The following is a 24949-nucleotide window of genomic DNA, read 5'->3' on the forward strand; positions in this document are numbered from 1 at the left end:
AGGGCCTCGTCACCCGTCTTCGACCTGCTTCGGCAGGGCCTGCCTGCGCCCGCTTCTCCCTTCGCCATGCTGCACCGCAATTCAGGGTAAGTCCGTGAACGCGGACCGGTCCAGCGCTCCCAATAATCGCCGCCAGTCAAGAAGGCTACTCCAGAGTACCCTTTTCGGCCATTGAGGCGCTGGCCCCGCACTGCGGCGGTCAGCCCGAATTCAGGCTTCAGGAGTCGCATGCCTACTGAGTCCCTCGTCTCGCCCTGGCCCGGTGCCAGCGAACGCCAGCAACGCCACGGCGCCAAGCGCGACGCGGTGCTGCAGGCGGCGGCGGCGCTGTTCACCAGCCGCGGCGTGCAGGGGACTTCCATCGACGACATCGCCCGCCGGCTGGGCGTGACCAAGCCCACGGTCTACCACTACGTCCAGGCCAAGGAGCAGATCCTCTTCGAATGCATGCAGCGCGGCCTGGCCGCCCTGCGCGACGCGGTGCCTGCGCCGCTGGGCGCCGTGCCGCCCACCCAGGCCCGCAGCCATCTGCGCGAGGCGCTGCAGGCCTATGCCGCGGCGGTGACCAGTCCCTTCGGCCTGTGCGTGGTGCGCCTGGGCGAGGAACTGCTGGCCGCGCCGCGGCGCGAGGAACTGGCCGCGCTGCGCGCCGAGATCGATGCCCGCTTCCATGCGCTCATCGACCCCGGCATGCAGGCCGGCTGGATCGTGCGCAGCGATGCGGCCATGGCGGTCTACACCGTGGTCGGCGCGCTGGGCGGCATCGGCCGCTGGTACCGCCCTGACGAGCATGCCGACCAGAGCCTGCAGGACGCCGTGCGCCACGGCATCGAGATGCTGATGCGCGGCGTACTGGCCGAGCCCGCCCCGGCGCCGGCCCCGCAGGCCGCACCCTCCAACCTGCCCTGGGGAGCCCCGATGCCCGAGATCCGACGTGAAGTGCATTTCGACGGCCGCATGGTCCGCTGCTTCGTGCAGCGGCCCGGCAGCATCGCGCAGATGCTGGTGGACGCCGTGGCGGGCGATGCCGAGGCGGACGCGCTGGTGTGCGGCGCGCTGCGGCTGAGCTGGCGCGAGCTGCAGCACGCCGTCGCCCGCTGTGCCGGCGGCCTGGCCGCGCGCGGCGTGACGGCGGGCGAGCGCGTCGCCCTGTACCTGGGCAACGGGCCCGAGTTCGTGATCGCCACGCTGGCCTGCGCCTGGCTCGGTGCGGTGGCCATGCCCATCAGCATGCGGGCACGCACCGCCGAGCTGGCCTACAACCTGGCCGATGCCGAGGCCGCCGTGCTGATCTGCGCCGAGGAGTTGCAGGCCCTGGTGCCCGATGCCCAGAGCCTGCCGGCCCTGCGGCTGCGCGTGGCCACCGGCCGGGTGGCGCCCGGCTTCGAGGCCTTCGACGCACTGATGCAGTCGGCCCCGCGCCTGCAGCCGCAGCCGGTGCAGGAGGAAGACCTGGCCGTGCTGCTCTACACCTCGGGCACCACCGGCCGGCCCAAGGGCGCCATGATCAGCCACTTCAACGTGGCCCATTCGGTGCAGCACTTCGCCCATGCCATGCAGCTGGGCCCGCGCGACCGCAGCCTGGTGGCCGTGCCGCTCAGTCACGTCACAGGCCTTGTCGCGCAGCTCTACACCCTGGTGCACTGTCGGGGCTGCATGGTGCTGATGCCGCAGTTCAAGGCCGCCGACTGCGTGCGGCTGATCGAGCAGGAGCGCATCACGCACAGCATCATGGTGCCGGCCATGTACAACCTGTGCCTGCTGTTGCCCGAGATGGCCGAACACGACCTGGGCAGCTGGCGCATCGGCGCCTATGGCGGCGCCTCCATGCCCACCGCCACCATCGAGGCGCTGGCCGAGCGCCTGCCCGGCCTGACGCTGATGAACGCCTACGGCGCCACCGAGACCTGCTCGCCCGCCACCATCATGCCGGCCGGCATGACGGCCACGCACCGCGACAGCGTGGGCCTGCCCGTGGCCTGCGGCGACATCTGCGTGGTGGACGAGGCCGGCAACGAACTGCCGCGCGGCGAGGCCGGCGAGATCTGGATCGCCGGGCCCATGGTCGTGCGGGGCTACTGGCGCAACGAGGCGGCCACGGCCAGCGAGTTCCGCGGCGGCTTCTGGCGCTCGGGCGACATCGGCAGCATGGATGCCGACGGCTTCCTGCGCATCCTCGACCGCAAGAAGGACGTCATCAACCGCGGCGGCTACAAGATCTTCTGCGCCCAGGTCGAGAACGTGCTGGCCGAACACCCACGCGTGGTCGAGGCCGCCCTCGTCGGCGTGCCCTGCGCGGTGCTGGGCGAGCGGGTGCATGCCTTCGCCTGCGTGGACCGCATGGACGAAGACCTGCAGGCCGCGCTGGCCGCCTTCTGCGCCGAGCGCCTGTCCGACTACGCCGTGCCCGAGACCTGGACGCTGGGCACCGAGCCGCTGCCGCGCAACCTCAACGGCAAGATCCTCAAGCGCGAGCTGCGCCAGACGCTGCGCGCCGCCCTGGGCTGAACAAGAACGACGCAGGAGACCCGAGCATGAAGCGCATGCGCATTTCCCAGCAGACCATCGTCTTCGCCCTGTTCCTGCTGCTGTTCGGTGGCTTCGCGATGCTGCTGCCCGGCTTCGCCCAGGTCGACAACCTGCTGACGCTGGTGCAGAACGTGGCCATCCTCGGCATCCTGGGCCTGGGCATGGCCACGGTGGTCATCGGGCGGGGCATCGACATCTCGATGATCGCGGCGCTGGCGGTGCCGTCGGGGCTGCTGCTGCAGCTGGTGCAGAACGGCCACAGCCTGCCCTCGGCCTGCCTGATCGCGCTGGCGCTGTCGCTGGTCTTCGGCGCGGTCAATGGCTGGCTGATCGCCTATGCCGAGGTGCCCTCGCTCTTCACGACGCTGGCTTCGGGGCTCTTCCTGGCGGGGCTGGGGCAGGCCTTCTTCTTCCAGCTCGAAGTGGTGCAGTGGCCCGCGGCGCTCGACAGCCTGGCCTGGCTCGGCCGCGGCACGCTCGCGGGCGTGCCCATGCCGGTGGTCATGTTCGGGCTGTCGGCCGCGGCCATGGCCTTCTTCCTGCGGCGCATGCGGGCCGGCGCCTTCATCTATGCAATGGGCGACAACCCCAATGCCGCGCGGGCCACCGGCCTGCCCACCCGGCCCATGGTGGTGCTGGAGTACGTGCTGGCCGCACTCATCGGCGTATTCGCCGGCATGGTGATGGCGGCCTCGGTCAGCAGCATGCCCACGCGCATCTTCAACTCGACCATGATCTACGACGTGGTGCTCGTGGTGGTGCTGGGCGGCATCGGCCTGGCCGGCGGGCGCGGCGGCGTGCTCAACGTGGTCATCGGCACGCTGCTCATCGGGACGCTGCTCAACGGCATGACGATCCTGGACCTGTCCTATTCGCTGCAGAACATCATCAAGGGCGTGGTGCTGCTGGCCGCCATCCTGATCGACTCCTTCCTCAATCCGCGCAACGAGGAGACCGCCCAGCAGGGCGACATCTGATCCACCGGTTCCCGGCCCCGGCGCCAGGCGAATTTGGCGCCCAGTGACGACAACGAGGAGACAGACGACATGAAGACCGCATCCGACATGCTGCGCCGCCTGGCGCTGGCCACCACGCTGGTGCTCGGCGCGGCCGGTGCCACCCAGGCGCTGGCGCAGGGCAAGGGGCTGGACGAGCCCTTCCGCGACGGCTACCGCAAGGCCCTGGCGGGCAAGACCGTGGGCTACATCCCCGTGGCCATGGGCTTCGACCTGGCCCAGGGCTGGTACCAGGGCCTCAAGAAGGACCTCGAACCCTGGGGCATGAAGGTGGTGGTGCGCGATCCCAACTGGAACACCAATGCCGGCGCCCAGGCCCTGACGGCGCTGATCGCCGAGAAGCCGGCCGTGATCGTGGTGCACAACCCCGACATCCAGACCTATGCCAAGCTCATCCGCAAGGCCGAGGAGGAGGGCATCTACATCGTGCAGATCAACATGCGCTCGACCCAGCCCTCGACCGCCTACGTGGGCGCGGACTGGGTGGACATCGGCGAGCGCGAGGCCAATGCGGTGGTTGAGGCCTGCAAGGGCAAGTCCAACAAGATCGCCATCATGCAGGGCGCGCCCACGGCCGCCACCAGCGCCTACACGCTCAAGGGTGTGGAGAACGTGCTGGCCAAGAACCCGCAGATCAAGGTGGTCTCCAACCAGGCAGCCGACTGGGACGCCGCCAAGGCCAAGGCGCTGACGCAGACGGTGCTCAAGCAGAACCCCGACCTGTGCGGGATCATCGGCTTCTGGGACGGCATGGACATCGGCACCGCCGCCGCCATCAAGGAGGCGGGCCTGACGGGCAAGGTCTTCCTCGCCACCTCGGGCGGCGGCGAGCAGAAGGGCGCCTGCGACCAGGTCAAGTCCGGCGCCTTCGACTACGACGTCAGCTACGACGTGCCCACCCAGGCCAGCAACATGGCGGCCATGATCAAGTGGCTGGTGCAGGGCGGCGTCAAGCCGGGTGCGGCCAAGCAGAACATCTACACCACGCTGGTGCCCATCACCAAGGCCAATGCGGGCGCCGACGGCACCTGCTGGAAGCTCTCGGCCAACTGACGCGCAGCGGCCATGGCGCATCTCGCAGCTGACGCCGGCCTGCCGGCCGGGGCTTCCCTGTCCGCCCCCGCGGCGGCACGGGCCCGGCCGGCCGCCGCTCCCCCCGACTGGCGCGAGCGCCTGGCGCGCCTGCGCTACCGCTGGTGGCCCGACCACTGGATCGGCGAGATCCTGTCCAAGCGCTGGACGGAGACGGCCGTCCCGGTGCTGCTGCTGGTGCTGGTGGTGCTGGCCTCGGGCGCGCTGGTGCCCAACTTCTACTCGGCCAACATGATGGCCGACTCCCTGCGCCAGGCGGGCGAGGTCGGCTTCGTGGTGCTGGGCCTGGCGCTGGTGATGATCGTGGGCGGCATCGACCTGTCGGTGGGCTCGATGTTCGCGCTGGCCAACTTCTGCGCCCTGCTGTGCATGCATGTGCTCAAGTGGCCGGTGGGCGTGTCGGTGCTGGTCACGCTGGTGGCGGGGGCGGCCATGGGCGCCGTCAACGGCCTGCTGATCGGCTACCTGCGGCTGCGGGCCTTCCTGACCACGCTGGTCACGCTGATCATCTTCCGCTCGCTCTACGAGATCCTGAGCCTGGAGTACTCCACCGCCATCGCCGGTGGCCTGCCCGACTCGGCGGTGTGGGACTTCCTGGGCAGCGGCACCTTCCTGGGCCTGCCCACGGTGGCCTGGTTCTATGCCGTGGTGGCGCTGGGCGGCCACATCCTGCTCACGCGGCTGCGGGCCGGCTGGCACATCCTGGCCATCGGCGGCTCGCGCCGCTCGGCCTACAACAGCGGCATCCCGGTGCGGCGCACGGTGGCGCTGTGCTATGTGGCCAGCGGCGTGCTCACGGCCGCGGGCAGCTGCTTCTTCGCCTCGCGCCTGGCCACGGCCGGGGCCGACATCGGCGTGGGCCTGGAGGTGCTGGTGCTCACCGCCGCGGTGCTGGGCGGCATCAGCCTGGGCGGCGGGCGCGGCTCGGTCACCAAGGCACTGGTGGGCACGCTCATCGTGCTGCTGGTCACCAATGGCCTGACCTCCATGTCGGCACCCGGCGGCGTGATCCGCATGGTGCTGGCCGCCGTGCTGGTGACGGCGGCGGTGGTGGACGTGCGCTGGCTCAAGAACCGCCAGCGCATCGTGAGCAAGGTCTACGTGAGCCCCACCTACCTGTCGCTGCCGCCCGCGCCGGACTGCGGCACCGACGCCCGCAGCCCCTACGCGCTCAACAACAAGCTGCGCGACGTGACGCTGATCGGCACCGGCCGCATCGAGGCGCCCGAGGACGTGATCCTGGACCGCGACGACAACCTCTATGCCGGCTCGCGCCATGGCGACGTGATCCGTTTCTTCGCGCCGGACTACCAGCGCATGGAGGTCTATGCCCACATCGGTGGCCAGCCGCTGGGCATGGCCTTCGACCGCGAGGACAACCTGCATGTCTGCGTCGGCGGCATGGGCCTGTACCGCATCACGCCGCAGCGCGAGGTGCAGCGGGTCAGCGACGAGACCAACCGCAGCTGGAGCTCCATCAACGACGACAGCCGGCTGCGCCTGGCCGACGACCTGGACATCGCCGACGACGGCCGCATCTTCTTCAGCGAGGCCACCGTGCGCTACGAGATGCACGAATGGCCGGTGGACGGGCTGGAGGCGCGGGGCAACGGCCGCATCATCTGCCACGACCCGCGCGACGGCTCCACCCGCACGGTGCTGCGCGGGCTGCGCTTTCCCAACGGCATCGCCATCGCGAGCGATGGGCAATCCATCCTCTTCGCCGAGACCTGGGGTTGCTGCGTGCAGCGCTACTGGTTCGACGGGCCGCGCAAGGGCCAGGTGCAGATGGTCATCGACAACCTGCCCGGCTACCCGGACAACATCAACCTGGCCTCGGACGGCCACTACTGGCTGGCCCTGGTGGGCATGCGCAGCCCGGCCTACGACCTGGCGCTGCGCATGCCGGGCTTCCGCCGCCGCATGGCCACGCGCGTGCCGGTGGACGAATGGCTGTTCCCCAACATCAACACGGGCTGCGTGCTCAAGTTCAGCGAATCGGGCGAGATCCTGGAGACGCTGTGGGACCTGGGCGGCGTCAACCATCCCATGATCACTTCCATGCGCGAGCACCGGGGCCACCTGTACCTGGGCGGCATCTCCAACAACCGCATCGGCCGCTACAGGCTCGAAGGGGCCGATCCCGACTTCGTGCAATACGACCGCCGCTGGGGCAGGGGGAGCCGCTGATGCTGCAGACATTGCGCCATGCCGCCGACCGGCTGCTGGGCCGGGGCAGCGCCTCCATCGCCGTGCCGGTGATGGACGGCGCGCTGCGGCCCAACCGGCAGCTCGACGAGGCCGAGGTGGTGGCCGAGCTGCCCGGCCTGGACGACCTGGCCGTGAGCCAGGGCCGGCTGCTCGCCACTGCGGGCGACACGCTGCATGCCTGGCAGGACGGGCGGCTGCAGCCGCAGCAGCGCTTCGGCGTGCCCATCACGGCGCTGGCCGCCGCGGTGGACGGCCGCGTGGCCGTGGCGCTGGACGGTGCCGAGGTGCGCCTGCTGGGCGGCGCCGAAGGGGCCGTGCTCCGGCAGCTGGGGCAGCAGCCGCTGCGCAGCGTCGTGGCCCTGGCCTTCACGGCCGATGGCAGCCTGCTGGTGGGCGACGGCTCCACCGTGCATGGTCCGGCGGACTGGTGCCGCGACCTGATGAGCCACGGCGCCACCGGCCGCGTGGGTCTGTGGCAGCCCGCCAGCGGGCAGGTCACGCTGCTGGCGGAGCGCCAGCACTACGTGGCCGGCGTGGCCAGCGACGGTGCCGGCGGCCAGCTCTGGAGCGAAAGCTGGCGCCACCGCGTGCAACGCCGGGCCGGCAATGGCAGCGCGGCCCCTTCGCCGATGCTGGCCGAGCTGCCCGGCTATCCCTCGCGGCTGGTGCCGGCAGCGCAGGGTGGCTTCTGGGTCTGCTGCTTCGTCTGCCGCACCCAGCTGGTCGAATTCGTGCTGCGCGAGGACGCCTACCGCCGCCGCATGCTGGCCGACATCGACCCGCGCTACTGGATCGCGCCGGCGCTTTCGTCGGGCCAGAGCTTCCTGGAGCCGCTGCAGGGCGCGGGCGTCAAGCAGATGGGCGTGCTCAAGCCCTGGGCGCCGCCGCGCTCCTACGGCCTGGTGCTGCACATGGACGCGCAAGGCCGCGTCACCCGCTCGCTGCACAGCCAGGTGGACGGCCGGCACCACGGCATCACCGCCGTGGCCGAGCACGACGGCGCGCTGTACATCGCCTCGCGTGGCAGCGGTCGCCTGCTGCGCCTTCCGCTGGACCGAGGAGCTCCCGCATGACCGCCATCCCCGTGCTCGAACTGCGCCAGGCCACCAAGACCTACGGCGGCGTGCCGGCGATCGACGGCGTGGACTTCGCGCTGCAGTCCGGCGAGATCCACGCCCTGCTGGGCGAGAACGGCGCCGGCAAGTCCACCCTCACCAAGGTGATGGCCGGCGTGGTGGCGCTCAGCAGCGGCGAGCTGCATGTGGAAGGCCGTCCGGTGCAGCTGCGCACCCCGCTGGAGGCGCGCCAGCGCGGCATCGCCATGGTGTTCCAGGAGACCAGCCTCGTGCCCAGCATGACGGTGGCGCAGAACCTGTTCCTGGGGCAGGAGGCCTTCTTCAACCGGCTGCGCGGCATCTACATCGCCGCCCAGCAGTTCCTGCAGTCGCTCAACTTCGACGTCGATCCCACGGCCACCGTGGCCTCGCTGGGGGCGGCCAAGAAGCAGATGGTGGAGATTGCCCGCGCCGTGCTGCACAAGGCCCGCATCATCATCTTCGACGAGCCCACGGCCAGCCTCACGCCCGAGGAGAAGAAGTACTTCTTCGACCTGGTGTTCGACCTCAAGGCGCGGGGCGTGTCCATCGTCTTCATCTCGCATGCGCTGGAGGAGGCGCTGCTGCTGGCCGACCGCATCACCGTGCTGCGCGATGGTCGCCACGTGGTGACCGACCTGCGCCAGAACTTCGACACCGCCCGCATCGTGCAGGCCATGGTGGGCCGCGACCTGTCGCAGACCCTCTACGGCCAGAAGAAGGCGAGCGTGCGGCCGCCCGGCGAATGCGTGCTGTCGGTGCGCAACCTGCGCATGGCCGCCATGGTCAAGAACAACTCGCTGTCGGTGTTCCGCGGGCAGGTGACGGGCGTGTTCGGCCTGGTGGGGGCGGGCCGCACCGAGACCTTCAAGGTGGTGGCCGGGTTGATCAAGCGCGATTTCTTCCATGGCGGCGAGGTGCTGCTGCACGGCCGGCCGGTGCGCTACCGCGTGGGCCGGCAGGCGGTGCGCGACGGCATCGCCTACATCACCGAGGACCGCAAGGTGGAGGGCTTCTTCGAGACCATGTCCATCGCCCACAACATCTACATGGGCCTGCTGGGCAAGCTGCGCGGCATCGGGGGGCTGGTGTCGCGCGAGCGGGCGCGCCAGGTGGGCGAGCACTGGACGCGGCTGCTCAACGTGCGGGCCATCGGCAAGGAGGTCAAGGTGATCGAGCTGTCGGGCGGCAACCAGCAGAAGGTGGTGATCGCCAAGTCGCTGGTGCAGGAGCCCGAGCTGATCGTCTTCGACGAGCCGACCCGCGGCGTGGACGTGGGCGCCATCGCCGAGATCCATGCCGAGATCAACCGCCTGGCCGATGCAGGCAAGGCGGTGGTGGTCATCTCCTCCTACCTGCCGGAGGTGATGGCGCTGTCGGACCGCATCCTGGTGGCCAAGCAGGGCAAGGTGGTGACCGAGTTCGCGGGCGACCGGGTGACGCAGGAAGACATCATGTACGCGGCGATCCACTGAGCGTCTGTGGCGGAGTAGCTCGCCCGGTCGGTGCTCAGGCGGGGGCGAGCTGGACCGAGGCCGCCGCCGGTACCCGGGCCGGGTCTTCGCCCCATCCCTTCCACCCCCGCAGCCACTGCACGAAGCGCGGCAACCCTTCCGCCAGCGGCGTCGCTGCCCAGGGGCCGATGGCCGCCTCCAGCCGCGACGGGTCGGCGCAGGTGAGCGGCACGTCGCCCACCGGCCTGGGTGCGAAGGCCACCACGGCCCGGCGGCCCAGCGCTGCTTCGAGCTGCGCCACGAAGTCGACCACCCGCACCGGCTGCCGGTGGCCGAGGTTGAGCACCTCGCACGGCACGCCTTCCGCATCGGGCGCGGGCGGTCCGCGCCGCACCAGGCGCAGCAGCGCATCCACCACGTCGTCGATGCAGGTGAAGTCGCGCTGCAGCAGGCCGTGGCCATAGAGCGTGATCGGCCGGCCGGCCTGGATGGCCTCGGCGAAGCCCCAGTAGGCCATGTCGGGCCGGCCCCAGGGCCCGTACACGGTGAAGAAGCGCAGGCTGGTGGCCGGCAGGCCGTGCACGGCCGCCGTGGCATGCGCCATCAGCTCGTTGGCCTTCTTGGTGGCGGCATAGAAGGAGGCCGGCGCATCGGTGCTGTCCTGCTCGCGGAAGGGCGCGTCGGCCCGCTGGCCGTACACGCTCGATGAGCTGGCGTGGAGCAGGTGGCGGACGCCGTTCAACCGGCAGGCCTCCAGCACCGAGGCGAAGCCCACCAGGTTGGCCGTGGCGTACTCCAGCGGCCGCTGCACCGAATGGCGCACGCCGGCCTGCGCGGCCAGGTGCAGCACCACCTCGCAGCGGTGGCGGGCCCAGAAGGCCTGGGTGGCGGCCACGTCCGACAGGTCGAGCGCGGCCACCTCCACGCCCAGCGGCGTCAGCAGGGCCTGCACGCGGGCGTGTTTGAGCCGCGGGTCGTAATAGCTGTTGAAGCTGTCGCAGCCCACCACGCGGTGGCCGGCCGACGCCAGGGCCGCCGCGGCATGGGCGCCGATGAAGCCGGCAGCGCCGGTGACGAGCACGGAGGTCATGCGCCGCAATGTGACGCCGCCACAAGTCAGCCATGTGGCATTCAGCTTTCGGTCGCACCGCTGACATGGAGCCTGCCTACCGTCAGGCGGTCCGCGTTGTCCATTGCCCCGCTGCGCCATGTCCTCGACCCCGACCTCTTCTTCCATCGCGTCCTCGGCGCTGCCGATGCACCGGCTGCCCCTGGCCGTGGCGGCCCTGCTGCTCGGCGCGCTACTGCTGCGCCTGACCGAGGCCGACCTGCCGCTCTTCCGCGGCCTCAACACATGGGCGGCCGGGCTGCCCGAGACGCTCTGGTCGGGCCTGAGCGTGCTGGGGCTGGGCCTGTCCATCGGGCTGGTCGGCCTGGCGCTGTCGCCGGGCCGTGAGCGTGGGGCGATGCGGCTCATCAACGCGCTGATGTGGGCCTTTCCGCTGGGTGGGCTGCTCTCGCATGTGCCCAAGCGCCTGTTCGTGCAGCTGCGCCCGCCGGGCGTGCTGCCGCCGGAACAGCTGCATGTGATCGGCGATCCGCTGGTGCACCTGGCCATGCCCTCGGGGCATGCGCTGGCGGCGGTGGCCTTCGTCTGGGTGGTGCTGCACACGCGCCGCTGCTCGGCGGCGCAGCGCGCGCTGCTGTGGGGCATGGCGGCGGCGGTGGCGCTGTCGCGCATCGCGGTGGGCGCGCACTGGCCCAGCGACGTGCTGGCCGGTGCGGCGCTGGGACTGGTGGCGGCGGCGCTCAGCCTGCGGGCGGCGCAGCGCTGGGACCTCAGCGGCCTGCTCACGCGGCGCCGGGCCCAGGCGGTGATGGCCGCCGTGCAGCTGGGCGCCGGCCTGGCCATGCTGTGGACGGCGACCGGCTATCCGCTGGGCGCGCCGGTGCAGTGGGCCCTGGGCCTGGCCGGCGTGGCCGGTGGCCTGCTGCGCCTGCGCCGGGTGGTGGTGCCCGCGGTGTCGGGGCGCCGCTCTGGCTGGATGGCGGAGCGGGCGGGGTGAGCCCCATGCCGCTGCGTGCCGGTTCCGCGATCCGCCGAGCGATGCAGGCCCTGTCGGCGCTGGTTGCGCTGCTGCTGCTGGCCTGGCTGCTCAGTGGCGTGGATGCCCGCGCCTTGGCCGGCACCGCTCGGCGCATGCCGACCGCGACCTGGGCCCTGGCGCTGGCGGGCGTGCTGGCCACCTACGGGCTGCGTGCAGCACGGCTGCATGCCGAATGGCGCGCCCGCACCGGCGCGCGCTTCGTCGACTGCCTGGCGCTGTTCGCCTGGCACAACGCGGCCGTGTCGCTGCTTCCGCTGCGCACCGGGGAGGCGGGCTATGCCTGGTGGCTGCATCGCCACTGGCAGGTGCCGCTGGCCCAGTCGCTCCCCAGCCTGCTGTGGCTGCGGCTGCAGGACGCGGTGGTGCTGGGCACGATGGTGCTGGCGCTGCTGGTGTCGCCGGCCCTGGCGCTGGCCGCCGTTGCCGCGTTGGTCCTGTTGACCGCCGTGGTGCTGCGCAGGGGCTGGGTCGGGCGTGTGGGCGACGTGATCGAAGCCGACGGCGCGCCCCGGCTGCAGCGCCTGCTGCAGGGGCTGTATGGCGGCCGGGGCGGCTGGCGCTCGTGGGTCTTCTGCGTGGCCAACTGGGCCATCAAGCTGGGCGTCTCGACCCTGCTGCTGCATGCGGCGGGGCTGCATCCGGTGGCCCTCGGCTGGTGCGGCGCGGCCGGGGCCGAGGCGGGTGCGTCGCTGCCCTTGCAGGCGCCCGCCGGGCTGGGCGTCTTCGAGGCCGGCGCGCTGGCGGGCGTGCATGCGTGCGCCGCGGGCGCCGCGCCGATGGACGCCACCACCGTCATCGGCGCCGCCCTGCTGGTGCATGCCCTCTGGCTGCTGGCGAGCGTGGGCGCGGCGCTGGCCGTGCTGGCGGCGCGCCGCGGCCTTGCAGCGCCCGCGCGGGCGCTGCCGTGAATCCCCCCTCTTGCTCTTCCATGGACCGCATCGACCCCACCCATCTGCTTGTGCGCGACGCCGCGCCGCTGCCGGCGCACCGCCTCTCCGTCGTCGTGCCCATGTACAACGAGGTGGAGAACGCCGCCGCCCTGATCGACGCCGTGCAGGCCGCGCTGTCGGACTACCCCGCGCCCTGGGAACTGATCGTGGTCGACGACGGCAGCCAGGACGGCACCGGCCCCGCGCTGGAGCGCCGCGCCGCCGAGCTGGGCCCGCATGTGCGCGTGCTGCGCCTGGCGCGCAACTTCCGCCAGACGGCCGCCATGCAGGCCGGCATCGACGCGGCACGCGGCGACGTCATCGTCACGCTCGACGGCGACCTGCAGAACGATCCGCGCGACATCCCGCGCCTGGTGCAACGTCTGCTCGCCGAAGACCTGGACATCGTGGCCGGCTGGCGCCGCGACCGGCAGGATGGGCTCTGGCTGCGCAAGCTGCCCTCGCGCCTGGCCAACCGGCTGATCCGCCGTGTGACGGGGCTGGACTTCGAGGACCTGGGCTGCAGCCTCAAGGCCTTCCGCGCCGAGACGCTGCGCGAGGTGCGGCTGTATGGCGAGATGCACCGCTTCATCCCCGCCTGGCTCGCGACCGTGACCTCGCCGGCGCGCATGGCGCAGGAGCCGGTGGCGCACCATCCGCGTCGCGCGGGCCAGTCCAAGTACGGCCTCTCGCGCACGCTGCGGGTGGTGGTGGACCTGCTGGCCATCACCTTCTTCATGCGCTTCGCGGCGCGGCCGGGGCATTTCTTCGGCGTGCTGGGGCTGTCGGTGGGCGGGGCGGGCGCGCTCATCCTGACCTACCTGGCGGCGCTCAAGCTGGCGGGCCACGACATCGGCGGCCGGCCGCTGCTGTCGCTGGGCTTCTTCTGCCTGCTGGGCGGGCTGCAACTGCTGATGACCGGCGTGCTGGCCGAGTTGGTCACCCGCATCTACTACGGCGGCCGGCATGGCTCGCCCTATGTGCTGCGGCGTGGCCAGGCCGCGCCACCGTCGGCCGCCGAGGGCTGGTGCACCGGGAGCGCCGATGCGCGTGGCTGAGTTCATCGCGACGCGGCCCGCCGCCGAGCGCCGCTCGATGGCGCTGTGGGCCCTGGCCATGGGCCTGGTCGCACTGCTGGGCCTGGGGCTGGCACCGCTGTTCGATGTGGACGAAGGCGCCTTCTCCGAGGCCACGCGCGAGATGCTGGCCAGCGGCGACTGGGGCCACACCACGCTCAACGGCGAGCCGCGCTTCGACAAGCCCATCCTCATCTACTGGCTGCAGGCCGCGAGCGTGCAACTCTTCGGCCTGAACGAGGCGGCGCTGCGCCTGCCCTCGGGCATCGCCACCTGGGCCTGGGTGCTGGCCGTGGCGGCCTTCGCCTGGCCGCGCTGGGGCCACCGCGCCGCCATGCTGGCCGGCACGGTGCTGGGCACCAGCGCGGGCGTGCTGCTGATCGGCCGCGCGGCCACGGCCGATGCGCTGCTCAACCTGTGGCTGGCCCTCACGGCGCTGGAGCTGTGGCGACATGCCGAAGGCGGCGCCGATGCGCGTGCTGCCTTGCGAAGGGCCGCCCTGTGGTGCGGGCTGGGCGTGCTCACCAAGGGGCCGGTGGCGCTGCTGGTGCCCGTGGCCGCCCTGCTGCTGTGGATCGTCACCTCGGGCCGCGCGCGCTGGGCACCGCGCGTACGGGCACTGCTGGGCGACGGCGGGGCGTGGCTCATCTTCGTGGCCGTCGCGCTGCCCTGGTATGCCTACGCGCTGCACCGGCATGGCATGGCCTTCGTCGACGGCTTCCTGCTGCGCCACAACCTGCAGCGCTACGGCGGCCCGCTGGAAGGCCATGGCGGCAGCCTGCTGTACTACGTGGTGCTGCTGCCGCTGCTGATGCTGCCGTGGACGCCGCTGCTGGTGCCGCTGCTGGCCCGCCTGCGCGCCCACTGGCGCGAGCCGCTGGGCCGCTACCTGCTGCTGTGGGCGGGCTTCGTGCTGGTGTTCTTCAGCTTCTCGGGCACCAAGCTGCCGCACTATGTGCTGTACGGCTTCACGCCGGTGGCGCTGCTGGCCGGGCGCGAGGCGGCGCGCTGGCTGGAAGGCGCGCCCAATGCACGCTGGGCCCTTTACGTGCAGGCGGGCCTGCTGGCGGTGTGGCCGGCGGCGGCCGTGGCGGTGACGGCCTGGATCGCCCTGCATGCGGCGCGCGTGGCCAATCCGCTCTATCGCGCGCTGATCGGCCAGCCCGCCGCGCTGGCGCCACTGGCCGTCGCGGCCCTGGCCGCCGCGCTGGGCGTGCTGCTGTTGCTGCGCCTGCGCCGCTGGTCCCCGTCCGTGCGCTGGAGCGCGGCCGGCGCCGGTGTGGCCCTCGTGCTGACACTGGCCGTCGTGCCATGGTGGGGCCGGCAGCTACAGGCGCCGGTGCGCGCGGCGGGCCAGCGGGCCGCCGAAGTGCTGGCGCGGACCGACAACGCGGCCGATGCGACGCTGGTGCAGTGGGGTCTGCACCTGCCCAGCGTGGCCGTCTATGCCCGACGCGAAGCCCCGCGACGGCCGCCCCTGCCGGGCGATCTGGCCCTGGCGCGCGAGGACCAGGTCGACATCCTCGCGGCGCAACTGGCGGCCCTGCCGGCGGGGCGCCGGCCGTCCGGCGCGGATGCCACCCTGCCGACCTGGCAGCCATTGCTGCGCATGGGCGGCCTGGTGCTGCTGCGATGGAACGGTGCACCATGAGCCTGCAGCCGCTTGCCCTGGGTGAGGAGATGTGCGCCGTGCCGATGGCGTCCATGGCACCTGCTGCATCAGCCCCTGCATCTGCAGCGCCCCAGGTCCGGCCGGTGCCCGGTCGCGCGCGTCGTCGACCGTGCCCGCGCCAGGTGGCCTGGCTCGGCTGGCTGGCGGCCATGCTGGCCTGCGGCCTGGTCTTCCGCACCTGGCCGGCGCTGGACCTGGCGGCCTCCGCGCCCTTCTACCTGCCGCAGATTCCCACCGGCTTCATCGGCAACCTGTACCACGGAGTGCTGGACCTGTGGCGGCTGGTGCCGCAACTCGGCCGCGTGCTGGGTATGGCGGGGCTGCTGGTGCTGCTGGTGCCGGCGCGGCGCATTCCCTTCGGCGTGGTGCGGCGCTGGCGCGGCCGGCTGCTGGCCGCCGTGGCGCTGCTGCTGCTGGGCGTGTGCCTGGTGGTCAACCAGGGCCTCAAGGAGCACGTCGGCCGTCCCCGGCCGCAGCAGGTCCGACCCTTCGGCGGGCCGAGCGACTATGTGCCGGTGGGCAGCCTCTCGCGGGCCTGCGAGCGCAACTGTTCCTTCGTCAGCGGCCATGCGGCCACCGGCTTCGTGATCGCGGGCTTCGGCCTGTGGGGCGTGCGGCGGGTGCGCCGGCGCTGGTGGGCGGCCGGCGCCCTGCTGTGCCTGCTGCTCGGCGCGGCGCGGGTGGCCCAGGGCGGGCACTTTGCCAGCGACGTGGTCTTCAGCCTGCTGGTGATGACCGGCGTGGCCATGGCCCTGCGTGCGGCCGTGGTGCGGTGGCGCAGTCTGCGGCGGCGCATCGGCCGGCAACGGTCGGCGCGCGCGGGCCAGCGGGTGCCTTCCGCGTCAGGCTGCGGGCTGCCAGTCCGGCCGATCATTCCCTTGTCATGAGTACCGTCCTTCGCTTCCTGCCCGAGCTGGGCCACTGGATCACCCACAACCTCGATGCCGGCGCGCCACCCGGTGGGCTGGTCGACGCGATGGTCGGTCAGGGCATGGCCGGCCCTGCGGCGCAGGCCATCGTCGCGGCCTTCGTGGACGCCCGCCAACGTGGCGTCGCTTCGCCGGTGGACAGCGTGGCGGTGCCGGATGAGCCGGCGGCACATCCCTTCATCGCCCGGCCACGCCTGGCGGCGGGCCACCGCATCGCTGCGGCGGACCGCGAGGTCACCGTGCATGCGCGCGGCCACGATCCCGTGTGGGCCGCGCTGGGCCCGGTGCTGGACGCGGCCGAATGCCGGGCGTTGATCGACATGGCGCGCCCGCGGTTGCGGCCGTCCACGCTGGTCGATCCGATGAGCGGCCGGGACGTGGTCAGCCAGCATCGCAGCAGCTGGGGCATGTTCTTCCGCCTGGGCGAGAACCCGCTGGTGGCCCGCCTCGACCGGCGCCTGTCGGCGCTGATGAACCTGCCGCTGGAGAACGGCGAGGGGCTGCAGCTGCTGCACTACCCGGTCGGCGCGGGCAGCGAGCCGCACCACGACTACCTGGCGCCCACCAATGCCGCCAACCGCGACTCGGTGGCCCGCAGCGGCCAGCGCGTGAGCACGCTGGTGACCTACCTCAACGACGTGCCGGCAGGGGGCCAGACCGTGTTTCCCCACCTGGGACTGGCCTTCTCGCCCGTGCAGGGCCATGCCTGCTACTTCGAGTACGGCGACGGCCAGGGCGGCGTGGACCCGCGCTGCCTGCATGCCAGCAGCCCCGTGGAGCAGGGCGAGAAGTGGGTCGTGACCAAGTGGATGCGCGAGCGCCGCTTCGTGAGCGCGGGCGAGGCGCAGCAGACCTGAGCAAATTCGACACACCGATGGCCGCGGAGCAGGCCATGCCAGGGCACCCGAGGAACTGGCTTTGCCAGGCCTCTGGGTGCGCCCCCTCCAAGCCGAAGGCGCCAGGGAGGGGGAGCCGCGAAGCGGCTTGGGGGGAGCGTTCTCAGTCCCCACCGAAGAGGTCGCGGGTGTAGAGCCGGTCCCGCACGTCGTCCAGCTCTGGCGTGGCGCGGTTGGCCACGATCAGCGCGGCCTCGCGCTTGAACCGCGCCAGGTCCCGCACCACCGGCGAGCCGAAGAACTGGTCATCGGCCAGCGTGGGCTCGTACACGATCACCGGCACGCCCTTGGCCTTGATGCGCTTCATGATGCCCTGCACGCTGCTGGTGCGGAAGTTGTCCGAGCCGGCCTTCATGGTCAGCCGGTAGATACCCACCGTGCCCGCCGCGCCATGCATGCGCGCCAGGATGTCGCGTGCCAGGAAGTCCTTGCGCGTGGTGTTGGCGGTGACGATGGCCTGGATCAGGTTCTGCGGCACGTCGGCGTAGTTGGCCAGAAGCTGCTGCGTGTCCTTGGGCAGGCAGTAGCCGCCGTAGCCGAAGCTGGGGTTGTTGTAGTGCAGGCCGATGCGCGGATCGAGCCCCACGCCGGTGATGATCTGCCGCGGATCCAGGCCATGGCTCAGGGCATAGGTGTCCAGCTCGTTGAAGAAGGCCACGCGCATCGCCAGGCAGGTGTTGGCGAAGAGCTTGATGGCCTCGGCCTCGCTGCTGCCGGTGAGCAGCAGCGGCACCTCGATCGCCAGGGCGCCCTCGCGCAGCAGGGCGGCCACGCGCTGGCCGCGCGGGCCGGTGTCGCCCACCACGATGCGGCTGGGATGCAGGCTGTCGTGCAGCGCGCGGCCTTCGCGCAGGAACTCGGGCGCGAAAACGATCGCGTCGTGGCCCAGGCGCGCGCGCAGCGCCCGCGTGTGGCCCACGGGCACGGTGGAGCGGACCACCACCAGTGCCTGCGGCGCCCAGGCCAGCGCATCGGCCGTCACGGCGTCCACGCTGCGGGTGTCGAAGTGGTTGGCCACCGGGTCGTAGTCCGTGGGCGTGGCGACGATCACCAGCTCGGCGCCGTCGTAGGCCAGGTTGCGGTCCAGCGTGGCAGTGAGGTCCAGCCCGCCGCCGGCCAGCTGCGCCTGCAGCTCGGCGTCGACGATGGGGCTCAGGCCGGCGCGCAGGGCCTCGATCTTGCGTGCGTCGGTGTCGAGCACCACCACATGGTGATGGCGCGCCAGCATCACGGCATTGGCCAAGCCGACGTAGCCGGCCCCGACGACGGCGATCTTCATGGCGGCGGCTCCGCGGTGGCGATCAGGCAGTGGCGGCCACGGCCACGGCGGTGGGCCCGCTGCCCTGTGCGGCCCCGCCGTTGCCGGCGCGGTCGTCATCGACTGCGGCCGTGCCCTCGGCGGCGATGCGGTCGGCGGCGGCCAGCGCGGCGGACTTGTCGCCACGCCGCGGCGCCAGCGCCTGCAGCATCTGCCGCGTGGCCGCCGGCCAGCTGTAGCGCTCGGCAAAGCGGCGCACGCCCTCGCGCGGCTTGTGCAGTGCGGCCAGGCAGGCGGCGCGCAGGTCCTGGTCGAGCACGCCGCCGGGCGAATCCATGCCCACCACGTCGATGGGGCCGGGCACCGGGTAGGCGGCCACCGGCGTGCCGCAGGCCATGGACTCGGCCATCACCAGCCCGAAGGTGTCGGTGACGCTGGGAAAGACGGTCACGTCGGCCGTGCGGTAGAGGCTGGCCAGCGCCTCCACGTCCAGCAGGCCCAGCCAGCGGGCCTCGGGGAAGCGGGCCTTCAGCTTGGCCAGCTCCGGGCCTTCGCCGGCCACCCATTTCTGGCCGGGCAGGTCGAGTTCGAGGAATTTGTGCACCTGCTTTTCCACCGCGATGCGGCCCACGTACAGGAAGACCGGCTCGGCCGGCCGCTCCATGCGCGGGCCTTCGGGGGTCATGGCCGCCAGGTTGACGCCGCGCGACCACAGCCGCACCTGCGTGAACCCGCGCTGCTTCAGGTCGTCCACGATGGCCGGTGTGGGCGCCAGCGTGGCCCGCGCGGCGTTGTGGAAGCGGCGCAGTACCGCATAGCTCCAGCCCAGCGGCAGCCGCACGCGGGCATGCACGTATTCCGGAAAGCGGCTGTGGTAGGCCGTGGTGAAGGGCCAGCCGCGCGAGAGGGCGATGCTGCGCGCGGCCCAGCCCAGCGGGCCTTCGGTGGCGATGTGCAGGCAGTCGGGGTCGATGGCGTCGATGCGGCGGGCCACGCCGGCGCGCGAGGTCAGCGCCAGCGAGATCTCCGGGTACGTGGGGCAGGGCACCGAGCGGAAGTCCAGCGGCGACAGCACATGCACCTCCACGCCCAGGCGCTGCAGCTCGCGGCGCGTCATCTTGAGCGTGCGCACGACGCCGTTGACCTGGGGTTCCCAGGCATCCGAGACGATCAGCAGTTTCATGGCAGGTCCCTGGTGGAAGAGGTGGCAGACAGAGAGGGTGCTTGGGGCGCGCTGGCGCAATGAGGTCGTGCCGCGCTGCGGCGCGCATACAGGCCTGCGGCCAGCAGCGTGCCCAGCGCCACGCAGGCGCCCAGGGCGCCCGTGAGCAGGGCGATGGACTGGTCCAGGCCCAGCAGGGCGGCATACACGCCCAGCATCAGCAGCACGCCCAGGTTCTCGTTGAAGTTCTGCACGGCGATGGATTCGCCCGGTCGCAGCAGCACATGGCCGCGGTGCTGCAGCAGCGCGTTCATCGGCACCACCAGCAGGCCGGCCAGGGCGCCGATCAGCGTGAGCAGGACGACGGCCACGGGCAGCGTGTCCACGCTCACCATCAACGGCACACCGGCGCCCATCAGCACGCCCAGCGGAAGCACGCGGGGGGCTTGGTGCAGACGAACGAGGCGCCCGGCCAGCGCCGCGCCCGCCACGATGCCCAGCGCCACCACGGCCTGCAGGTAGGCCGCCTGGTCCAGGCCCAGGTCCAGCGCGTCCTGCGCCCAGGCCAGCACCACCAGCTGCAGCGTGGCGCCCGCGCCCCAGAACAGCGTGGTGATGGCCAGCGACAGCCCGCCCTGCGCATCGCGCCACAGCGTGGCATTGGCGACGGCAAATCGGCCCACCAGCGCGGCCGGCGCCCAGCCCACGCCGCTGCCGTGCGACACGCCGCGCGGGATCAGCAGGTTGAGCAGGCCTGCCAGCGCGTAGGTGGCCAGCACCACGGCCAGGGCCATGCCCACGCCCGGCATGCGCGCGCTGACGAGCAGGCCGCCGAAGCCCGTGCCCAGCACGATGGCGCAGACCGTGCTGACCTCGATCCAGCCATTGGCGCGCACCAGCATCGCGGGCGGCACCTGCTCGGTGATCAGCCCGTACTTGGCCGGCGAATAGATCGCGGCCCCGAGCCCCGCCAGCGCGAAGGCGAACAGCGGGTGCAGCCCCAGCACCATGCCGCAGGCCGCGCCCGCCTTGAGCAGGTTGGCGGCCAGCATGACCAGGGCCTTGGGCCAGCGGTCGGCCAGCGCGCCCACCCAGGGCGCGAGCAGCACATAGGCCAGCGTGAAGCAGAACTTGAGCATCGGTGCCATCCACACCGGCGCACCCATCGCCATCAGCTGCGCGATGGCGATGACCAGCAGCGCGTTGTCGGCCAGGCCCGAGAAGAACTGCGCGGCCAGCAGCCAGTGCATGCCGCGGCTCACGCGTGGTTCCGGCTTGGGCTGTGCATGGCCGGCATTGGAGGGCGCGAACGTGTCGCTGCGGTGACGGTGGCGCGCTGTCTATGCTCGGGGCATGTCCGACGCTTCTGCTTCGCCTGCTTCGCCTGCTTCGCCTGCTTCGCCTGCCTCGCCTGCCTCGCCTGCTTCGCCACCCGCTGCCCACTGGCGGCCGATGCAAGGCCAGGATCTGCCCGCCGTGCTGCAGATCGCGGCCGAGGTCCATCCCGACTATCCGGAGGGCGAGGCCGTCTTCGCCGAGCGCCTGGCCCTCTTCGGCGGCGGCTGCCTGTGCCTGGTCACGCGCGACGGTGCGCTCGCCGGCTATGTGCTGAGCCATCCCTGGCATGCCGATGCGCCGCCCGCGCTGGACACGCTGCTGCAGCGCCTGCCCGAGCCTGCGCCCATCTACTACCTGCACGACATGGCGCTGCTGCCCGTGGCCCGGGGCCTGGGGGCGGCCGGGCGCGCCATGCCGTTGCTGGCCGCGCAGGCCGTGGCCGCCGGCTGCCGCGAGATGGCGCTGGTGGCCGTCAACGGCTCGGCCGGCTTCTGGGCGCGGCAGGGCTTCGAGGTGCGCGAGGTGCCCGCACTGGCGGCCAAGCTGGCCAGCTATGACGCGGCCGCGCGCTTCATGGTGCGGCCGCTGTAGCCTGACGGCGCCGGGCGGATCGACCGCGTTGACGGGTGGCCGCGCGCTGCCGTCGGCGGCACCCTGCCTTCAACCGCCTTCGCGCAGCGGCACGGCCGCAGCGGGGCCGGCCGCGCCGTCATGTCGCCGTCCCAGCCAGCACAGCAGCGGCAGCAGGAGCGCCCATTCGACCGCCAGCCAGCCCAGGGCCAGCGGCGCGTCGACGAACTGCGCGCCGCCCAGCCGCACGCCCGACGAGAAGGCGAGCGGCCCCGCCACCGCACCCAGCAGTGCCGCCAGCGCGGGCCGGCCGTGCAGCCAGCGCAGCGTGAGGTTGATCGATGTGGCAAAGGCGGCCCACAGTCCGCTCAGCCAGAAGGGCGGTAGCGCCGCCGTCCACTGGCCGCTGGGATAGGTCACGGCGCCCAGCAGCACCGGTCCGGCATCGGCCAGCGTGCCCAGCAGCACGGCATAGAGCAGCAGCCGCGCCTCCGGCTGCGCGCGCCGGACCGTGCAGAGGTGCCAAGCCAACCCCGCCACCAACGGCAGGCAGCCCAGCACCGGCCAGCCGTGCGCCGCGCCCAGCACGGCGGCGAACCAGGCGATCTGCGTCCAGGCAAAGTTGGCCCACAGCAGCCGGCGCGGCGGCAAGGGTGCCACGGCTTTCGCTGCCGCGCTCTGGCTGGGGGAAGGAGGGGACGCTTGGGTGGCCATGTCGCTTCTACGGCGCGTGCAGCGGGTTGGATGAGAGACGACCGTGCCTGCAGGTGCGGCTTGCTCAGCGCGGCGATCTGCGCAACCGTTGGATGAGGAACGCTTCAAGAAGCTCCACCGCCCTGCGTCCTGGCAAGGGCGCGGCCGCCAGCCAGACTTCGCATTCCGGCATGGCGGGCATGCCCTCACGTCCGCCCAGCACCTTGAGCCGCTTCGAGATCGTGGCCTCGCGGAACACGCCGATGGCGATGCCCGCGCGCACCGCCGCTTCGAGCCCCGTGACCGTGGTGCTCGTGTAGGCGATCCGCCAGGCGATGCCCGCCCGGTCGAGCGCGTGCGTCGCCCAGTCACGCAGCATCGCGCCCTCGGGATTGAGCGCGAGCGGCAATGGGCGTTGCAGATGGGTGGTCGAGCCTGGCGTCGATGCCCACACCACGCGCGACTTCGACAGGCGTCGACCCTCCCCCGAGCCGACCGGTCCGATGCCCACCACAAGGTCATAGCGTGCACCCAGTTCCGCGTGCATGAGCGACGACACCCCGTGCTCCAGCTCGACATGGATCCTCGGATACAGGCGGCAGAACTCCGCGATCAGCGCCGGCAGCACGCGCGTGGCGTAGTGCTCGATGGCACCGATGCGGATGCTTCCCGACACCTCTGCGATGTCGATGTCGTGGAACAGTTGGTCGTTCAGGCCGAGCATCTGCCGCGCCAGCGGCAGCAGTTGAAGGCCCTCGGGCGTGGCGTTCAGCCGCCGCTTGCTGCGGTCAACCAATTGGACGCCGAGCTGATCTTCCAGCCGTTTCAGCTGCATGCTGACCGCCGATTGCGTGCGCGACAGCGCCTTGGCGGCCGTGGTGAAGCTGCCGACGCGCAGCAAGGTGTCGAACACCCGCAGCAGGTCGATGTCGACGGTGTGGCTGCGGGGCGTGCGCGGTGGGGTGAGTGGCGGCATGGTCGTTGTCCCCTCCAGGTCATCACGAAGCGTGATGCGAAGAATGACGAAGTATCACGCTCGCCGCGGTGCGCCGGTTCAAGAATGGGGGGGACGACAAACGCGGACAGACCGGAGACACGCATGCAAGCCCCTATCGACTTCTCATCCCGACGGCGCCATCTGCTGCGCGGTGCGCTCGCAGCGTCGCTGGCGCCGGCCCTGGTGCACGCCAGTCCTGCATGGCCCCAGAAGCCGCTGCGCCTGATCGTCGGCTTTCCGCCAGGCTCGTCCCCCGACGCGCTGGCGCGCCTGATCGCCGATCCCCTCGGTCAGGCCCTCGGCCAACCGGTGGTCGTCGACAACAAGGTCGGCGCCACCGGCAGCATCGGCGTCACCGCGGTGGCGCGGGCAACGGACGGGCACACCATCGGCCTCACCGGCAATGGCCCGCTCACCACCGCCAAGGCGCTGACGCCTTCCACCCCCTACGACGTGGCGCGCGACCTGCGGCCCATCTCGCTCGTCGCGAGCAGTCCCTTCGTGCTCGTGGGCAGCAATGCGATGCCGGCGGCTGACCTGCGCGGCTTTCTCGACTTTGCGAAGACCCGGGGTGACAAGCTCAGCTATGGGTCCATCGGGCCAGGCTCGGGTTCGCACCTGACCATGGAGCTGCTCAAGGCCCACACCGGCATCCGCGCGGTGCATGTGCCCTTCCCGGGCTTTCCGCAGGTCGCGACGGCGCTCATGGGCCAGCAGATCGACCTGGCATTCATGATTCCCTCCATCGCCGTGCCGCAGGCGAAGAACGGGCGCCTGCGGCTCTACGGAATCAGCTCGGCCCAGCCTTCTCCGGGCGCGGGCGATGTGCCGCCGATCCAGTCGGCGCTCGACGCCTCGGGCAGCCCGTTCGACGTGACTTCGTGGAACGCCATCTTCGGCCCGGCCAGCCTGCCCTCGTCCGCGGCCGACCGCCTGTCGGAGGAGATCGCCCGGATCCTGCGCATCCCCGCCGTGAAGCAGGGCTTGCAGGACCAGGGCTGGTTGGCCATCGGCAGTGCGCCCGATGTGCTCGCCCGCCAGATCGTGGAAGACACCGCGATGTGGGGCCGCGTGATCAAGCTGACCGGCGCACGCAACGAATAAGGAGCGGACATGCAACGCAGAGATCTCTTCGCTGTCGGCCTGGCCGCAGCCAGCCTCGCCGGCCCGCTGCGCGCTTCGGCGCGCTCGGATTCACCCCCCTTCGTCCTCGTGCATGGGGCCTGGCACGGCGGCTGGTGCTGGAAGCACGTGGCGGCGTCACTGCGCGCCGCGGGACATCTGGTCTTCACGCCGACGCTCACGGGGCTCGGCGAGCGCCGGCACCTCCTGTCGCCCCAGGTCAACCTCGACACGCACATCGACGACATCGTCAACCTGCTCGAGTACGAGGAGCTGGAAGACGTGGTGCTGGTGGGCCACAGCTACGCCGGCATCGTCATCTCCGGCGTCGCCGATCGTGCGCGCGCCCGGCTGAGGCAGCTGGTGTTCCTGGATTCGCTGCTTCTCGAATCCGGCAAGAGCCTGTTCTCGGACTTCCCGCAGTCCGTGGTCGACCAGCGTATGAAGACCATCCGTGAGACCGGTGCCGGCGTGGGCGCGGCGCCTGCGCTGCCGCCGTCGGCATTCGGGGTCACGGCTGCGGCCGATGCAGCATGGGTCCAGCGCCGCATGACGCCGCAACCCGTGGGCACCTACCTGCAGCCGCTGCAGCTCAAGTCCTCCTTGGGCAACGGCCTGCCAAAGACCTACATCGAATGCACCGTCGATCCGATCGCCACGCTGGAGCCGACCAAGGCCCGCGTGCGCGCGGACGCGGGCTGGCAGACGCGAAAGCTCGCGACCGGCCATGACGCGATGGTGACCGCCCCCGGGCCCTTGAGCGCGCTCCTTCGCGAACTGGCCGCCTGACATCCACTTCTCCT

Annotated in this window: 21 protein-coding genes; 15 read left to right on the plus strand and 6 right to left on the minus strand. The window is 71.8% G+C overall.

Annotated elements, in window-relative coordinates; genetic code table 11:
- The first annotated feature begins 228 nt into the window (after positions 1-228).
- From KBC94_RS27130 to KBC94_RS27155, 6 genes are all read left to right on the plus strand, one after another.
- On the plus strand, positions 229-2508 hold the full coding sequence (locus KBC94_RS27130; protein ID WP_294378081.1) for an AMP-binding protein: 2280 nt from the start codon (positions 229-231) through the stop codon (positions 2506-2508).
- 26 nt (positions 2509-2534) lie between these two features.
- Complete coding sequence (locus KBC94_RS27135; RefSeq protein WP_294378083.1) at positions 2535-3506, plus strand: ABC transporter permease; 972 nt, start codon at positions 2535-2537, stop codon at positions 3504-3506.
- A 69-nt stretch (positions 3507-3575) separates the two neighbouring features.
- Positions 3576-4598 carry a sugar ABC transporter substrate-binding protein gene (locus KBC94_RS27140; RefSeq protein ID WP_294378086.1) on the plus strand — a complete coding sequence of 341 codons (1023 nt, stop codon included), beginning with the start codon at positions 3576-3578 and terminating at the stop codon, positions 4596-4598.
- Positions 4599-4610: 12 nt separating this feature from the next.
- Positions 4611-6827, plus strand: a complete 2217-nt coding sequence (locus tag KBC94_RS27145) for an SMP-30/gluconolactonase/LRE family protein (protein WP_294378089.1) — start codon at positions 4611-4613, stop codon at positions 6825-6827.
- Positions 6827-7921: a strictosidine synthase gene (locus KBC94_RS27150; RefSeq protein ID WP_294378092.1), complete on the plus strand. Its 1095-nt coding sequence runs from the start codon at positions 6827-6829 to the stop codon at positions 7919-7921. The genes KBC94_RS27145 and KBC94_RS27150 overlap by 1 nt, the downstream gene beginning before the upstream one ends.
- Positions 7918-9417, plus strand: a complete 1500-nt coding sequence (locus KBC94_RS27155; protein ID WP_294378096.1) for a sugar ABC transporter ATP-binding protein — start codon at positions 7918-7920, stop codon at positions 9415-9417. Before KBC94_RS27150 ends, KBC94_RS27155 begins: the two co-directional genes overlap by 4 nt.
- 34 nt (positions 9418-9451) lie before the next feature.
- On the opposite strand, the gene KBC94_RS27160 is transcribed toward KBC94_RS27155, so the two are convergent.
- Positions 9452-10486: an NAD-dependent epimerase/dehydratase family protein gene (locus KBC94_RS27160; protein WP_294378099.1), complete on the minus strand. Its 1035-nt coding sequence runs from the start codon at positions 10484-10486 to the stop codon at positions 9452-9454.
- 118 nt (positions 10487-10604) lie between these two features.
- On the opposite strand from KBC94_RS27160, the gene KBC94_RS27165 reads away from it, so the two are divergent.
- Genes KBC94_RS27165 through KBC94_RS27190 form a run of 6 tightly spaced genes read left to right on the plus strand, consistent with a single transcriptional unit; the run spans position 10605 to position 16967 of the window.
- Positions 10605-11462 carry a phosphatase PAP2 family protein gene (locus KBC94_RS27165; RefSeq protein WP_294378102.1) on the plus strand — a complete coding sequence of 286 codons (858 nt, stop codon included), beginning with the start codon at positions 10605-10607 and terminating at the stop codon, positions 11460-11462.
- A gap of 5 nt (positions 11463-11467) precedes the next feature.
- Positions 11468-12412, plus strand: coding sequence for a lysylphosphatidylglycerol synthase domain-containing protein (locus tag KBC94_RS27170; RefSeq protein WP_294378180.1), 945 nt, complete (start codon positions 11468-11470; stop codon positions 12410-12412).
- A 20-nt stretch (positions 12413-12432) separates the two neighbouring features.
- Positions 12433-13491: a glycosyltransferase family 2 protein gene (locus KBC94_RS27175; RefSeq protein WP_294378105.1), complete on the plus strand. Its 1059-nt coding sequence runs from the start codon at positions 12433-12435 to the stop codon at positions 13489-13491.
- Positions 13484-15160, plus strand: coding sequence for a glycosyltransferase family 39 protein (locus KBC94_RS27180; RefSeq protein ID WP_294378107.1), 1677 nt, complete (start codon positions 13484-13486; stop codon positions 15158-15160). The genes KBC94_RS27175 and KBC94_RS27180 overlap by 8 nt, the downstream gene beginning before the upstream one ends.
- The gene (locus KBC94_RS27185; protein WP_294378109.1) at positions 15157-16068 is read left to right on the plus strand and encodes a phosphatase PAP2 family protein; all 912 of its coding nucleotides are present in this window, start codon (positions 15157-15159) and stop codon (positions 16066-16068) included. The genes KBC94_RS27180 and KBC94_RS27185 overlap by 4 nt, the downstream gene beginning before the upstream one ends.
- On the plus strand, positions 16065-16967 hold the full coding sequence (locus KBC94_RS27190) for a 2OG-Fe(II) oxygenase (protein WP_294378112.1): 903 nt from the start codon (positions 16065-16067) through the stop codon (positions 16965-16967). Before KBC94_RS27185 ends, KBC94_RS27190 begins: the two co-directional genes overlap by 4 nt.
- Positions 16968-17109: 142 nt before the next feature.
- Here KBC94_RS27190 and KBC94_RS27195 read toward each other — a convergent pair whose 3' ends face one another.
- The 3 genes from KBC94_RS27195 to lplT are packed head-to-tail and all read right to left on the minus strand — an operon-like array spanning position 17110 to position 20688.
- The gene (locus KBC94_RS27195; protein WP_294378118.1) at positions 17110-18285 is read right to left on the minus strand and encodes a nucleotide sugar dehydrogenase; all 1176 of its coding nucleotides are present in this window, start codon (positions 18283-18285) and stop codon (positions 17110-17112) included.
- A gap of 22 nt (positions 18286-18307) precedes the next feature.
- The gene (locus KBC94_RS27200) at positions 18308-19447 is read right to left on the minus strand and encodes a glycosyltransferase family 1 protein (RefSeq protein ID WP_294378121.1); all 1140 of its coding nucleotides are present in this window, start codon (positions 19445-19447) and stop codon (positions 18308-18310) included.
- Positions 19444-20688 carry a lysophospholipid transporter LplT gene (lplT, locus tag KBC94_RS27205; protein WP_294378123.1) on the minus strand — a complete coding sequence of 415 codons (1245 nt, stop codon included), beginning with the start codon at positions 20686-20688 and terminating at the stop codon, positions 19444-19446. The genes KBC94_RS27200 and lplT overlap by 4 nt, the downstream gene beginning before the upstream one ends.
- 190 nt (positions 20689-20878) lie before the next feature.
- Between lplT and KBC94_RS27210 the strand changes: the two genes are divergently transcribed.
- A complete protein-coding gene (locus KBC94_RS27210; protein ID WP_294378125.1) occupies positions 20879-21355 on the plus strand; it encodes a GNAT family N-acetyltransferase in 477 nt (158 codons plus the stop codon).
- Between the two features lie 69 nt (positions 21356-21424).
- Here KBC94_RS27210 and KBC94_RS27215 read toward each other — a convergent pair whose 3' ends face one another.
- Both KBC94_RS27215 and KBC94_RS27220 read right to left on the minus strand, forming a co-directional pair.
- Positions 21425-22048: a DUF2878 domain-containing protein gene (locus tag KBC94_RS27215; RefSeq protein WP_294378128.1), complete on the minus strand. Its 624-nt coding sequence runs from the start codon at positions 22046-22048 to the stop codon at positions 21425-21427.
- A gap of 64 nt (positions 22049-22112) precedes the next feature.
- Positions 22113-23003, minus strand: a complete 891-nt coding sequence (locus tag KBC94_RS27220) for a LysR substrate-binding domain-containing protein (protein ID WP_294378130.1) — start codon at positions 23001-23003, stop codon at positions 22113-22115.
- A 123-nt stretch (positions 23004-23126) separates the two neighbouring features.
- Here KBC94_RS27220 and KBC94_RS27225 point away from each other — a divergent pair, with 123 nt between their 5' ends.
- Positions 23127-24128 carry a tripartite tricarboxylate transporter substrate binding protein gene (locus KBC94_RS27225; protein WP_294378133.1) on the plus strand — a complete coding sequence of 334 codons (1002 nt, stop codon included), beginning with the start codon at positions 23127-23129 and terminating at the stop codon, positions 24126-24128.
- A 9-nt stretch (positions 24129-24137) separates the two neighbouring features.
- Positions 24138-24935: an alpha/beta fold hydrolase gene (locus tag KBC94_RS27230; RefSeq protein WP_294378135.1), complete on the plus strand. Its 798-nt coding sequence runs from the start codon at positions 24138-24140 to the stop codon at positions 24933-24935.
- Positions 24936-24949 lie beyond the last annotated feature (14 nt).

Source organism: Pseudacidovorax sp. (assembly GCF_017991995.1).
Taxonomy (GTDB): domain Bacteria; phylum Pseudomonadota; class Gammaproteobacteria; order Burkholderiales; family Burkholderiaceae_C; genus Xenophilus.